This is a genomic window from Glutamicibacter halophytocola (assembly GCF_001302565.1).
In the GTDB taxonomy this organism is placed as follows: domain Bacteria; phylum Actinomycetota; class Actinomycetes; order Actinomycetales; family Micrococcaceae; genus Glutamicibacter; species Glutamicibacter halophytocola.
Map to the genome: position 1 here is coordinate 2417554 of NZ_CP012750.1, position 13049 is coordinate 2430602.

Annotated in this window: 13 protein-coding genes; 8 read left to right on the plus strand and 5 right to left on the minus strand. The window is 60.3% G+C overall.

Going from position 1 to position 13049, the window contains the following annotated elements; translation table 11 throughout:
* The first annotated feature begins 70 nt into the window (after positions 1-70).
* From AOZ07_RS11060 to AOZ07_RS11070, 3 genes are all read left to right on the plus strand, one after another.
* Entirely contained in the window at positions 71-1522 is a 1452-nt protein-coding gene (locus AOZ07_RS11060) for an RNB domain-containing ribonuclease (protein ID WP_060702044.1), read from the plus strand.
* 250 nt (positions 1523-1772) lie between these two features.
* Complete coding sequence (locus AOZ07_RS11065) at positions 1773-3398, plus strand: DEAD/DEAH box helicase (RefSeq protein WP_060702045.1); 1626 nt, start codon at positions 1773-1775, stop codon at positions 3396-3398.
* A 77-nt stretch (positions 3399-3475) separates the two neighbouring features.
* Positions 3476-4360, plus strand: a complete 885-nt coding sequence (locus AOZ07_RS11070) for a DNA-methyltransferase (protein ID WP_060703424.1) — start codon at positions 3476-3478, stop codon at positions 4358-4360.
* On the opposite strand, the gene AOZ07_RS11075 is transcribed toward AOZ07_RS11070, so the two are convergent.
* Entirely contained in the window at positions 4345-5190 is an 846-nt protein-coding gene (locus AOZ07_RS11075; protein ID WP_060702046.1) for a PHP domain-containing protein, read from the minus strand. The genes AOZ07_RS11070 and AOZ07_RS11075 overlap by 16 nt on opposite strands.
* A 65-nt stretch (positions 5191-5255) precedes the next feature.
* Here AOZ07_RS11075 and AOZ07_RS11080 point away from each other — a divergent pair, with 65 nt between their 5' ends.
* Positions 5256-6803, plus strand: a complete 1548-nt coding sequence (locus tag AOZ07_RS11080) for an aminopeptidase P family protein (RefSeq protein ID WP_060702047.1) — start codon at positions 5256-5258, stop codon at positions 6801-6803.
* 87 nt (positions 6804-6890) lie between these two features.
* On the opposite strand, the gene AOZ07_RS11085 is transcribed toward AOZ07_RS11080, so the two are convergent.
* Positions 6891-7766: a YflT domain-containing protein gene (locus tag AOZ07_RS11085; RefSeq protein WP_194943650.1), complete on the minus strand. Its 876-nt coding sequence runs from the start codon at positions 7764-7766 to the stop codon at positions 6891-6893.
* 132 nt (positions 7767-7898) lie between these two features.
* On the opposite strand from AOZ07_RS11085, the gene AOZ07_RS11090 reads away from it, so the two are divergent.
* The 3 genes from AOZ07_RS11090 to AOZ07_RS11100 are packed head-to-tail and all read left to right on the plus strand — an operon-like array spanning position 7899 to position 10897.
* Positions 7899-9149, plus strand: a complete 1251-nt coding sequence (locus AOZ07_RS11090) for a magnesium transporter MgtE N-terminal domain-containing protein (RefSeq protein WP_060702049.1) — start codon at positions 7899-7901, stop codon at positions 9147-9149.
* A gap of 42 nt (positions 9150-9191) precedes the next feature.
* Positions 9192-9797: a DUF1003 domain-containing protein gene (locus tag AOZ07_RS11095; RefSeq protein ID WP_060702050.1), complete on the plus strand. Its 606-nt coding sequence runs from the start codon at positions 9192-9194 to the stop codon at positions 9795-9797.
* Positions 9794-10897, plus strand: coding sequence for an Mrp/NBP35 family ATP-binding protein (locus tag AOZ07_RS11100; RefSeq protein ID WP_060702051.1), 1104 nt, complete (start codon positions 9794-9796; stop codon positions 10895-10897). The genes AOZ07_RS11095 and AOZ07_RS11100 overlap by 4 nt, the downstream gene beginning before the upstream one ends.
* Positions 10898-10907: 10 nt before the next feature.
* Here AOZ07_RS11100 and AOZ07_RS11105 read toward each other — a convergent pair whose 3' ends face one another.
* Positions 10908-11306: a sec-independent translocase gene (locus AOZ07_RS11105; protein ID WP_060702052.1), complete on the minus strand. Its 399-nt coding sequence runs from the start codon at positions 11304-11306 to the stop codon at positions 10908-10910.
* 79 nt (positions 11307-11385) lie between these two features.
* Positions 11386-11931 (minus strand): RNA polymerase sigma factor SigE, encoded by a 546-nt coding sequence (gene sigE, locus AOZ07_RS11110; protein ID WP_236995326.1) that lies wholly within the window; start codon positions 11929-11931, stop codon positions 11386-11388.
* 212 nt (positions 11932-12143) lie between these two features.
* Here sigE and AOZ07_RS11115 point away from each other — a divergent pair, with 212 nt between their 5' ends.
* Positions 12144-12809, plus strand: coding sequence for an O-methyltransferase (locus tag AOZ07_RS11115; protein WP_060702054.1), 666 nt, complete (start codon positions 12144-12146; stop codon positions 12807-12809).
* Positions 12810-12875: 66 nt separating this feature from the next.
* Here the strand turns inward: AOZ07_RS11115 and AOZ07_RS18215 are convergent, their stop codons facing one another.
* Entirely contained in the window at positions 12876-13043 is a 168-nt protein-coding gene (locus tag AOZ07_RS18215) for a DUF3117 domain-containing protein (protein WP_074439749.1), read from the minus strand.
* Between the last annotated feature and the right edge of the window lie 6 nt (positions 13044-13049).

The window sequence follows — 13049 nt, forward strand, 5'->3', positions numbered from 1 at the left end:
TTCAGTGGGAAACCAGCCATTCTTTGTCTCAATGGTGATTTGGTTCACGCAACTGTGGTAGTGCTAAAGGGTGACCGATCGACGAATCCGCAGCCCCCGCCCAGTACCAGCCAGCGACTTGGCCCAGCTCCTGCTGGGACTCGAAAAAGAATTCGAGGTGCCCGCGCCCTTCGACGAGGCAACCCTTGCTGCGGCCGAGGCCGCGGTGGCGAATCTGGTCTTGCCCGCCGAAGATGCCACGGGGATCCCGTTTTTCACTATAGATCCAGAAGGCGCCACCGATTTGGATCAGGCGATGTATCTGGAAAAGACCGGCGATGGCTACATCGTCAACTATGCGATCGCCGATGTGCCGGCCTTTGTTGAACTCGGTGGTGCACTGGACCAGGTAGCCCGCGACCGAGGACAAACCTACTACCTCCCGCATCGCAAGATCACCCTTCACCCGCCGTTGATCTCGGAGGACCAAGGTTCCCTGCTGCCCGAACAGATCCGTCCGGCCTTCCACTGGAAAATCTCCCTTGACCAGCAGGGCGCGCTAGGCGCCGTGGAGCTGAAGCGCGTGCGGATCAAGTCTCGCGCCCAGCTGGACTACGCCACGGCGCAGCAACAGCTCGATGGCGGATCCAAAGATGAACAGCTTGCACTGCTGGCCGAAATCGGCGCATTGCGAATTGAGCAGGAAAGGCTGCGTGGCGGAGCCTCGCTGAATCTTCCAGACCAGGAAATCGAGCCAGACGGCGACGGCTATCGGTTGGTCAGCCGGGTGCCCCTGCCGCTGGAAGATCATAATGCCCAGATCTCCCTGCTCACCGGAATTGCCGCGGCACGCCTGATGCTCGACTCCGGGGTGGGAATCCTTCGGACCATGCCGCAGCCCGAAGAGCAAAGCCTGCAGGAGTTCCGTGCTCAAACGCAGCTGCTGGGGCAACCATGGGATGAAGGGATCAGCTACGGCCAGTATCTTCATGCCTTGGATGTCAGCGATCCAAAGCAACTGGTCATCATGCATCGCGCCGCTTCCTTGTTCCGCGGGGCCGACTACCACGTCATCAATGGACAGCCCGAGGCGGAAATGATCCAGGCCGCGCTGGCCGCACCCTACGCGCACACCACCGCCCCGCTACGCCGCCTGGTTGACCGATTCGTGTTGCTCACCTGCCATTTGCTGACCACCGGCGAAAGCATCCCCGATGAGCTGAAATCCGCTTTGGAGCAATTGCCAGCCCTGATGCGCGAAAGCTCCGCCGCCGCTAATCGAGTCAACCGCGCTTCATTGGATCTCATGGAAGCCTATGTCCTGCAAAGCCGAGTCGGCGAGCAGTTCCACGCCATCATCTTGCAAGGACAGGGCAACGGCCAGGGCAAGGCTTTCGAAGGGCAGCTCCAGCTGGTGGATTTGCCCGTGACAGCCAGCTTCACCGGCACAGCCGAACCAGGTTCACTGGCGACCGTGAAGCTCGTTCATGCTGATCCGCAGCGTCGAAGGATTAGCTTCGAAATCGTGGCCCAAAACTCCTAAGCCAAGGTTTTTGGACAAAACCCGTTATGCTTGGGCTATTAGAAAATAGGATGCCCGATCGCAATGGGCTGAGAAATTAAACAGTATCTTGGTGGCTTCCCAGCGGTCACCATTCCCTGGGGCAAAGAAATTCCCTTGAGTGAAAGAAGCGATCGGCTCCGCTGGAATTGCGCGTCACCGAGCCCCTCATGCTCACAGGAGCATGGGATGAGCAGGTGCTGTGCCCACATGAAACGAGAATATTAATATCGTGAGTGACACGACTTTGGCAGCAGAGGCTGTCGAACCACAAGACAATGAAACTGTCGCGGAACCGGTCCAGGAAAGTTTTGCCGATCTGAACGTGCGCGAAGACATTGTGGCTTCGCTCTCCGAAGCAGGGATCCTTTACCCCTTCCCGATCCAGGCGCTGACCCTGCCGGTCGCCCTGGGCGGCAACGACATCATCGGCCAGGCGAAAACCGGTACCGGCAAGACCCTGGGCTTCGGCATCCCCGCATTGCAGCGCGTGATCCGCGAAGGCGACAAGGGCTACGAGGACCTCGAATTCCCGGGCGCCCCGCAGGCCCTGATCGTGGCCCCGACCCGCGAATTGGCCATCCAGGTCGGAGCCGACCTGGCCCAGGCCTCGAAGCATTCGAACATCTCGATCACCACCATCTACGGCGGCCGCCCCTATGAAGAGCAGATCAACGCGCTCAAGGCCGGCACCGACGTCATCGTCGGCACCCCGGGACGCCTGATCGACCTGAACCGCCAGCGCGTGCTGAACCTCAAGCAGGTCAAGACCGTGGTCCTCGACGAAGCCGACGAGATGCTGGACTTGGGCTTCCTGCCCGACGTCGAGCGCATCCTGGCCGCCCTGCCGCCAGTGCGCCAGGCGATGCTGTTCTCCGCCACCATGCCCGGCGCCGTGATCACCATGGCCCGCCGCTACATGACCCGCCCGACGCACATCCGTGCCCAGGATCCAGGCGACGACGATTCGCTGACCAAGCGCAACATCCGCCAGCTGGTCTACCGCGCGCACAACATGGACAAGGACGAGATGGTCGCCCGGCTGCTGCAGGCCGAGGGCCGCGGCAAGACCATCATCTTCACCCAGACCAAGCGTTCGGCCGCCAAGCTCTCCGATGAGCTGGTCGACCGCGGCTTCAACGCCGGATCGCTGCACGGCGATCTGGGCCAGGGAGCCCGCGAACAGGCGTTGAAGGCCTTCCGTTCCGGCAAGGTCGATATCCTGGTCGCCACCGATGTCGCAGCCCGCGGCATCGACGTGGACGACGTGACCCACGTGGTCAACCTGCAGTGCCCGGATGACGAGAACACCTACCTGCACCGCGTGGGCCGCACCGGCCGTGCCGGCAACACCGGTACCGCGGTCACCTTCGTGGACTGGGATTCTGTGCCTCGCTGGTCGCTGATCAACAAGGCCCTGGGGTTGAACGTGCCTGAGCCAGTGGAAACCTATTCCTCCTCGCCGCACTTCTTCGCCGACCTTGATATCCCCAAGGGCACCAAGGGTCGCCTGCCACGGGCGAAGAAGGCCGTCAGCGCCGAGGGCGAAGGTTCCGAACGCGCTTCTGATTCCCCGCGCACACCACGCCGCCGAAGCAATTCGCGCTCGCGCACTCGCACCGTCAACGGCCAGCGCACCGAAAAACCTGCCGTCAAGGGCGAGGTTGCAGAGACGGAGAGCTCGCGCCACGGCCACTCCAAGGGCAAGCAGGATCGTCCGGCACGGGAGAACGAGCGCCATCGCGAGACTCACAAGCCTGGCGCCGACGCTGAAGAGAACTCGAACACTGCCTCGCAGGCTCGCCGTCGCCGTCCGCGCCGCCGCACCCGCAGCACCGATGAAGGCGGCCAGGACTAGTTCCCGTTCCCCTCGTCAGTTCGTTTTTCCGAAAGGAACCTAAGCCAGCGGTGCTTGCTCAACCCGAAGAATCAGCAATACCTGAAACCGGACCTTCTGGCGCCGACGCGCCAGCGGGTCCGGCGACAGCCAATACCGTGTACCACGGGGATAACCTCAGTGCGCTCTCGGCCTTGCCGGAACAGAGCTTCACGTTGATCTATGTGGACCCACCGTTCAATACCGGGCGGAAGCAAACCCGCGCCCAACGCACCATGGTGCGTGCCACCGAGGGCGAAGGCGATCGCACCGGTTTCCAGGGCCGCGCCTATAACACCGAGCTGGGTACGGCACGGTCCTACCATGACACCTTCGATGACTATCTCAGCTTCATTGAGCCGCGGTTGCGCCAAGCGCATCGGTTGCTCGCTGAAGACGGCACCTTGTATGTGCACCTTGATTACCGCGAGGTGCACTACGTGAAGGTTCTCCTCGACGAGATTTTTGGCCGCGAATGCTTCCTCAATGAGCTGATTTGGGCTTATGACTATGGGGCCCGCGCCAAGAACCGTTGGCCTGCCAAGCACGACACGATCCTGGTGTATGTAAAGGATCCAAAGCGCTATCACTTTGATTCCACCGAGGTGGACCGCGAACCGTATATGGCTCCCGGCCTGGTAACCCCAGAGAAGCGCGCCCTGGGCAAGCTGCCCACCGATGTGTGGTGGCATACGATTGTTTCGCCCACCGGCAAGGAAAAGACCGGCTACCCCACGCAGAAGCCTGAAGGGATTTTGCGCCGGATTATTTCGGCGTCATCCCGCCCGGGCGACTGGGTGCTGGACTTCTTTGCAGGCTCTGGAACTACCGGCGCCGTGGCAGCCAAACTGGGCCGCCAGTTTGTCCTGGTAGACCAGAATCCTGAAGCAATCGACGTGATGCGTTCACGGCTTCCCGAGTCAACGACCTACATCAAGGCCTGAGATCCGGTGCCTTCCTGAATAATACGTTGCAGCATTTCCGGCTCGGTGAGATTCTCACCGAGCCGGTTCAGTTTTCCGGTTCCGTGATAGTCGGAAGAGCCGGTGACGATCAAATCGTGTTCGGCGGCGAGTTCCAGCAGCCAGCCTTTGCCTTCCTCGCTGTTATCCCGGTGATGCACTTCCACTCCGCCCAGGCCCGCATCAATCATGTCGTGGAAGGTCGAATCAGCTACGACACGTCCGCGCTTTGATGCTTTGGGATGGGCAAAGACTGGAACTCCACCTGCTTCACGAACCAATTGCACCGCCTTGGACGGGTCCACGGCCGGGTGGGCGACATAGTAGCGCGAACGGTACGAAAGCACGTTGGCGAAAGCCTCATTGCGGTTTTCCACGACTCCGGCCGTTACCAGCGCATCGGCGATATGGGGCCGCCCCACAGTGGAGCCAGGCTGGCAATGGTTGCGCACCAGGTCCCAAGTAATCGGGTAGTCCTCGGCCAGGCGTTCAACGATGCGCTGCGCGCGAATGATGCGGGCATTCAATGCGAGGTCCAGTTCGTCAAGCAGCGGTTGATAGTTGGGATCGTGGAGGTAGCTCAGCAAGTGAACGCTGATGCCATTGGGGTCCTGGCAGGTGATCTCCATGCCGGGGATGAACCCGAGGCCGATTTCTTTTGCGGCCGCTGCCGCCGGCGCCCAACCGGTGGTCTGGTCATGATCGGTCAGCGCCACCACATCCAGCCCAGCGGCAGCCGCGGAGCGTATCAGCTCGGACGGGGTTTCCGTTCCGTCGGACACATTGGAGTGGGTGTGCAGGTCAATTCGCATAAGCCTAGATTATCCCCTGCGCTGATTCTTTGCTGGGATACCGCCGAGGGTGACACACTTGGACTATGACCAATCAAGATTCAACTGCACAAAGCGCAGATCAGCCGTTGGAAGACCGAGTGAACAACCGTTCCCAGCGTCCAACGTCCAAAGCATTCCAGGAATTCATGGCCTCATCGTGGGCTACCGATACCTCTGCATTGCCCGAACAGGATGCGGCGGCAGGCTTTGCAGCGGCTCGTCGCGCAAAGCTCTCGGAGAATTTTGCTGGCGAACGCCTTGTGATTCCGGCCGGTCCGTTGAAGGTCCGCTCCAACGACACCGACTACCGCTTCCGTCCGCACTCGGCCTTCGCGCACCTCACCGGCCTCGGTGTGGACCATGAACCAGATGCCGTGCTGGTTATGGAGCCGACCGACGATGGCGCCGGCGAAAAAGGCAGCAACCACGTTTCCACCCTGTACTTCGCTCCCATGGCTGGTCGCGACAGCAGCGATTTCTACCTGAATTCGCGTTCTGGCGAATTCTGGGTTGGCCCGCGCCCAACATTGTCGTCGTTGGCTGCCCGCACCGGCCTGCCGACCGATTCGCTGGATCAGCTGGAAATGGCAATCACCAAGAATTCCGGTCCCCAGGCTTTGGGCGGCATTCGCATCCGCCTGGTGCGCGACGTGGACCTGAATATGGACGCCCTGGTGGATACCTCGCGCATCAACACCGGGCAGGATCTGGAAGCCAGCGACGCGATGGACACCGAGCTTTCGGAGTTCGTCTCGGAAATCCGCTTGGTGAAGGACGAGTACGAAATCGCAGAATTGCGCAAGTCTGTGGCCGCCACCATCAATGGCTTCGAGGACGTGGTGCGCAACCTGGACAAGGCCATGGCCCATCAGCGGGGTGAACGCGTCGTCGAAGGAGCATTCTTTGCCCGGGCGCGCTTGGAAGGCAACGAGCTGGGCTATGACACCATCGCTGCTTCCGGCAACAACGCAACCATCTTGCATTGGATCCGCAACACCGGTTCCGTCAACGACGGCGAGGTGCTGTTGCTCGACGCTGGTGTCGAAGCTGACTCGCTGTACACCGCCGACATCACCCGCTCATTGCCAGTCTCCGGCACGTACACCGACGTGCAGCGCAAGGTGTACCAGGCGGTCCTCGATGCTGCTGATGCCGCGTTCGCTGCAGTGAAGCCGGGACTCAAGTTCCGCGACTTGCACCTGATCGCTACCCGGGTACTGGCCGAGCGCCTATCCGAATGGGGCATCCTGCCAGTCTCGGTCGACGAAGCCATGAGCCAGGAGGGCCAGCACCACCGCCGTTGGATGCCGCATGGCACCAGCCACCACCTGGGCCTGGATGTACACGACTGCGCGCAGGCGCGTGCCGAGTTGTACTTGGATGCAGAGTTGAAGGAAGGCATGGTTTTCACCATCGAGCCTGGCCTGTACTTCAAGGATGAGGATCTGGCGATTCCGGAAGAGTACCGCGGCCTGGGTGTGCGCATCGAGGATGACATTCTTGTCACCGCTGATGGCGCCGAAAACCTGAGCGCAGCCTTGCCGCGCAACCCGGATGAGGTTGAAGCGTGGATGGCCAAGCTTCGCGGCTAAGAACGGAGCCTGAAGCTTAAAAACCGAGGGTCCTAGTTCAGTTGCTCAACGCAGCTGAACTAGGAACCTCAAGGCTTTAATTCTGCTTTATGCCCCGGACTCGTTGTCCTTGGACTGGGACGCAGGAGAGTTCTCCGGGTTCACCTTCGGCTCAACCGAGGAAAGGTCCTGCTCAGGCTGGGAGCCAGCCGAGCTGTCCTGCGCAACTGGCTTCTCCTGCTCTGGCTTCGGCGCATCCTGAGCCTGTTCCGGCAGGCTTGCGGCAGGCTCTGCTGCGGGCTGTGAATCATTGACTCGCACGCCGTAACGCGGACGTCCATCAGGCAAGTCGGGGAACTGGCCACGAGGTGGATCGCTGGACTCGGCGGGCTCCGCAGAACCCTGAGGCTGAGCCGGTGCCTGCACCGGAGCTGCTGGTGCGGCTGGTGCTTGTTGCTGCACCGGGGCCGGAGCCGACTGCGCTGCAGCTGGATGCGGGCGCATCGGCAGTTTTGCCGCCAGGGTTCGGGCTGCCTGGGCATGTTCAAAATCGACAACCACATCAAAGCTGGTGGCCACGAATTGGCTCGAGGATGCGAAGTCGCGCTTTCCGCGGCGGGTCGAATAGCTCACCACGCCGGCAATCATCCAGATAGCCATGCCCAAGCCAATAGCCGACAGGATCTGGTACAGGCCGTTGCCGCCACCGCCAAAGAGCGAGAGCAGCAGGCCAACAAACAGGCCCATCATGCCACCCTGGGCTGCGCCAGACAGAGCCACCTTCGGGTAGGAAAGTTTCGCCGTGACTCGCTCAACCGTGCGCACATCATTGCCGACAATGCTTACCGAGGCGACGGGAAAGTCATTGTCTGCCAGGTAGTCAACGAGCTTCTGCGCGTCGAGGTAGCTGGTGTAGCGTCCAAGCAGTTCTCCGCGAGGCAAACCGTTGGGGCTGATCGAATTTACTCCATGAGGCGAGGTCATATCTATATTGTGCACAGGTTTACTGTGAGCCTGCCTAGTTGTGAACTAACTATCGCTGAGGGTGAAAGAAACAGTTGAGAGCTTGTGGCTTTACACACCGCAATGATCAATGGGACACGATAGTCTAGAGGTGTGAGCGCACAAGTGTCTAAAATCTTCGTCGCCCGGCTTCTCGGGCTTGATGTCTTCGACCCCTTGGGCGACCGCCTGGGCCGTTTGCGCGATGTAGTTGTTGTCTCCCGCGGCCCTCAGAAGCCTGCCGCTTGTGTGGGTCTGGTGGTCGAGGTCCCCGGCAAGCGACGGGTATTCGTGCCGATGACCCGTATCCAATCCATGGAAGCCAACCAGGTCATCTGCTCGGGCTTGGTCAACATGCGCCGCTTCCAGCAGCGTGGCCAGGAGATCCTGGTTGTTGCCGAAATGTTTGACCGCACCATCAACTTTGTCGACGGCTCGGGCCGAGGCGTCATTGAAGACGTGGGCTTGACCCAGACCCGTCGTGGCGACTGGGAAATCAACGAATACTACGTGCAACGCGGCGTCCCCACGTCCTCCCTCTTGGGCTTGCGCTCGCGCCGACGCGACAAGGTGCTGGTGTCCTGGCAGGACATTCGCCATGGCTCCCAGAACGAGCCCCAGTCCGCTGATACCTTCGTGGCTACGCACGATGAGATGAAACCGGCCGACTTTGCCGACGCGCTGCATGAAATGAATGAAAAGCGCCGTCTGGAAATTGCCGCCCACCTGCAAGATGAGCGCCTGGCTGACGTGCTTCAGGAACTTCCAGACCGCGAACAGGTTGAAATTCTCTCGGCGCTGGGCCTGGAACGCGCCGCGGATGTGCTTGAAGAAATGGATCCGGACGATGCGGCGGACCTCTTGGCCGGCATAGGCGAGGAAACCAAGCACCAGCTGCTGGATTTGATGAACGAGGACGAGGCCAAGGACGTTCGCCGCCTGCTCGCCTATCCCGAGGGCACTGCCGGTTCGGTGATGACCCCGGTGCCGGTGATTCTCACGCCGGAATCAACGGTGGCAGAGGCGCTCGCCTCGGTGCGCCTGGAAGAACTGAGCCCGGCACTGGCTTCCACCGTCTACGTGGTTCGACCTCCTTTGGAAACGCCCACCGGCCGTTACCTTGGCCAGGTTCATATCCAGGCGCTGTTGCGCGCCGCTCCCCCCGAACCGCTGGGCGACATTCTTGATACCGAACTGGAGTCCATGTCGGATCTTGCCGATATTTCGGATGTTGTCAGGCATCTGGCTACCTACAACCTCACCAGTGTCGGAGTCACCAACAAAGAAGGCCGGCTCGTTGGAGCCATTACCGTCGACGACGTGTTGGACCACATTCTTCCCGATGATTGGCGCTCTCAAGACTAAACGAGCCCCACCAATAGACAGATCAGCAGAGGAGTTCCAGCTATGGCTGAGCAGCGTAAGACTAATGGCCTGGACACCCCACTGGCAGCACGACAACGATTCTGGCCTCGTTTCTCCCCCAACCCGGACCTGTTTGGCTCGGCCACGGAGAAGTTTGCCCGTTTCATGGGTACCCCGCAATTCCTGCTGTACATGACGGTGTTCTGTGCGTTCTGGCTGATCTGGAATTCCGTGGCCCCCCAAGGCTGGCGTTTTGATGATGCCACCATTGGTTTCACCGCCCTGACGCTGATGCTCTCGCTCCAGGCTTCCTACGCTGCGCCATTGCTGCTGCTGGCGCAGAACCGACAGGATGACCGTGACCGTGTCTCGCTGTCTGAGGACCGCGCCCGCGCCGAGCGCAACCTCTACGACACCGAATATCTGACGCGGGAATTGGCTTCGCTGCGTTTGGCCCTGCGTGATGTGGCGACTCGCGACTATGTCCGCTCCGAATTGCGCAATGTGCTCGAAGAGCTGCTGGAGACTGCAGACGGCGAAGAGCTGAATCTTCGCGCCAAGAAAAAGAACAGCGGCAAGAACTCATCCCCGCAGACCGGAATCATCGAAACGGTTGCACCCCAGCAGCGGAAGAATACCAGCAAGTGAGCAATTCCAAAGTACTGCTTGAAGCACTGAAAACTGTCAACGATCCCGAGCTTCGCCGCCCCATCACCGAGCTGGATATGGTGCAGTCCGCCCACCTGGATGGCCAGAAGGCGCGAGTGACGATCCTGTTGACCATCGCTGGCTGCCCCATGCGCTCGACCATTGAAGCCGAGGTCACCGCTGCTTTGCTGGGTGTTGCCGAAGTAGAAGATGTCGATGTCACCCTTGGCGTGATGGATCCCCAGCAGCGGGCCGCATTGCGCGAGCGGCTAGCCAGCCGGCGCACGCCGTTCTCCGATCCGCAGTCCCTGACGCGTGTTATCGCGGTGGCCAGCGGCAAGGGCGGCGTGGGCAAGTCCTCGATCACCGCGAACCTCGCCGCGCATCTTGCCTCGCAAGGGCTGAAGGTCGGCCTGATTGATGCCGATGTGCACGGCTTTTCCATCCCGTCGCTGATGGGCATTACGCAGAATCCCACACGCATGGACGATATGATCCTGCCACCGGTGGCGCATGGCGTGAAGGTCATTTCCATTGGCATGTTCCTGGATTCGAATCAGCCGGTCATTTGGCGCGGGCCGATGCTGCACCGTGCCTTGGAGCAGTTTTTGTCCGATGTCTACTTTGGCGATCTGGACTACCTGTTCCTTGATCTGCCGCCAGGCACCGGAGACATGGCCATCTCGGTATCCCAGCTTTTGCCGAACAGCGAACTTCTGGTGATCACCACCCCGCAGTCCACCGCAACCGAGGTGGCCGAGCGTGCGGGAACGATTGCGCTGCAAACAGATCAGAAGGTCCTCGGCGTGGTGGAAAATATGAGTTTCCTGCAGTTGCCCGATGGCACGCGCATGGAGGTCTTCGGTTCCGGCGGCGGAGAGAACCTCAGCGAATCATTGACCCGCCAACTGGGGTATGAAGTCAACTTGTTATCCCAGATCCCGTTGGAAGAATCCGTGCGCGTTGGTTCGGACCAAGGCACTCCGGTGGTTCTTGGCGCCGCGCAGTCGCCAGCAGCCCTGGCACTGCAGGAATTGGCGGAGAAACTAGTACAGCGACCGCGCGGACTAGCCGGGCGATCGCTGCCAATGTCGTTCTAAGCCTGTTGTTCTAGGTAGCTTCGGAATCAAAAGGAGCGGCTTCATTGGCCGCGAGCGGTGGTTGCTTCTGGGTTTCTGTAGCAATCGCCGTGCGGACCGGAGCCGCCGCGGCATTCGGAGCGCTCTTGGCAGCATTGATGGCATCATCAAATTCGTCGACCAGCGCTTCCTTGATGATGCGGCGTGGATCGTACTGCCGGGGATCGAGTTTTCGCCAGTCGATGTCGGCGACTTCATCGCCGACCTCGTCGCGCAACTGCTCCTTGGCCCCATTAGCCATGCGCCGCACTTCTTTGACGAGGTTGGCTAGCTTTTTGGCGTATTCAGGCAGCTTTTCGGGGCCGAGTATGACGACCGCGAGCACCGCGAGAACAATGAACTCGCTACCGTTAATTCCAAAAAGATCCACGTAAAAAGATTACCCTGTCCCAAGCGAACTCACGAAGTCACCGCGCCACAATGCCGGCCCCGGCATCGCTGATTACCCGTTAATTTGCGGCCCGCAGCCCCAGAGGAATTCGCGGCAACGACATGGTTTTCGCCGGGCGATTGGCCGGATTGCGATGCGCGAGGGCATCACGAAGCATGGCGCGGCCTCGGTGGATTCGCGACCGAACCGTTCCGAGCTTCACATTGAGAATCCGGGAAACTTCCTCATAGGAGAAACCTTCCATATCGCACAATACAATGGCGGCACGGAACTCCGGAGACAATGCCCGCAGGGCTTCTTGCACGTCCACATCCAAGTTGTTGAATTCGAAGTAGCGCTCGGGGGTGATCACGTTGCCCGGCAGGCGCTCTTCAGCGCCATCGGCAAATCCATCAAAGCGGATCTTGCTCTTGCGTCGAGCCTGGTCCAGGAAGAGGTTGGTGGTGATGCGATGCAACCAGCCGCCCATGGTTCCAGGAGTGTAGCCGTCCAGGGCTTTGAAGGCGCGAACGAATGCTTCTTGGGAGAGATCCTCCGCGTCGTGGCGGTTGCCAGTTAAGCGGTAAGCCAGCCTGAATACCTGTTCGCCGTGCTCATGGACCATTTGCTCCCATGTCGGCGTCGTGGTTTCTGGGGCCGCAACGGCCGAAACTGATTCACTTGGTACATTGTTCACTCTTCAAGTATGAGTTCGGAAGCTGAGCTGAAGCTAAGAATCCCCTACGGGTGAACTATCAAGTTGAACAATTTCGCTTCTCGCGCTGGGTACGATTGATACTGGCCGTCAACTGACAACGTTATTGAGGATCCCTGCCCATGCCTTCGATGAATCCAGAACTCTTCGCGAGCTGGACCTACACCCAGAACCACATCAGCGAGCCCGAGCATGTTGCTCCGGTACGCGAACGTGCGGAGGACCTGGGCGTACGATGCATCGATCCAGCCGGCCGGTCCATGCTGCAGCTGCTGTGCACCTTGCGCCGCCCGCGCAACGCGGTAGAAATCGGCTCGGGAGTCGGTGTTGCTTCCCTGGCCATGCTGGAAGCCGTTGGCCCCTCACTGACCTTGACAGCAATCGAATCCGACCTGGAACATGCCAACGCCATGCGTCTGGGGTTGCGCGAGTCCGGAATTCCTTCGGCCCGCGCCAGGATCATCACCGAACGCGCCGAAAACGTGCTCTCGCGCCTGGCTGATCACGCCTATGACCTGGTGCTGATCGATGCCGGCGCTGACCTGCTGCTGGAATATGTTGCCGAAGCCAAACGCCTTGTGGGCGTTGGCGGAGTGATTATCGTGAACAATGCCTTTGACGAGCACCGCTTGGCCAAACCGGCCGTGCGAAGGACATCCACCGTCATGACCCGTGATGCGTTGCGGATGCTGCGCGAGGACCCGCGACTGCAGACCCACCTGTTTCCCACCGAGCAAGGATTATTCGTAGCCACTGTCTTGCCGCCGGCAGCTCCAAAGCCTAGGTAGGCAGGCAAAAAGGACCGACGTGGTTGCCGGTCCTTTATTACTATCGCGTGGTGCGATCAAGCTGAATCAGTCGGTGACCTTTAGAAGGCAGTCGCGCAGTTCGGTCGCTTCAGCGTCATTCAACTCGACGACCAGCCGTCCGCCGCCGTCGATTGGCAGGCGCAGGATCAGGCTCCGGCCCTCTTTAACGACTTCCATTGGCCCATCACCAGTACGTGGCTTCATAGCAGCCATTAAGCT

Bases quoted from the DNA above. Each gene is read 5' to 3' on its own strand.
- sigE (WP_236995326.1), bottom strand. From the start codon at position 11,931: ATGGTCCATGAGCACGGCGAACAGGTATTCAGGCTGGCTTACCGCTTA.
- AOZ07_RS11075 (WP_060702046.1), bottom strand. From the start codon at position 5,190: ATGCGAATTGACCTGCACACCCACTCCAATGTGTCCGACGGAACGGAA.
- AOZ07_RS11115 (WP_060702054.1), top strand. From the start codon at position 12,144: ATGCCTTCGATGAATCCAGAACTCTTCGCGAGCTGGACCTACACCCAG.
- AOZ07_RS11080 (WP_060702047.1), top strand. From the start codon at position 5,256: ATGACCAATCAAGATTCAACTGCACAAAGCGCAGATCAGCCGTTGGAA.
- AOZ07_RS18215 (WP_074439749.1), bottom strand. From the start codon at position 13,043: ATGGCTGCTATGAAGCCACGTACTGGTGATGGGCCAATGGAAGTCGTT.
- AOZ07_RS11095 (WP_060702050.1), top strand. From the start codon at position 9,192: ATGGCTGAGCAGCGTAAGACTAATGGCCTGGACACCCCACTGGCAGCA.
- AOZ07_RS11085 (WP_194943650.1), bottom strand. From the start codon at position 7,766: ATGACCTCGCCTCATGGAGTAAATTCGATCAGCCCCAACGGTTTGCCT.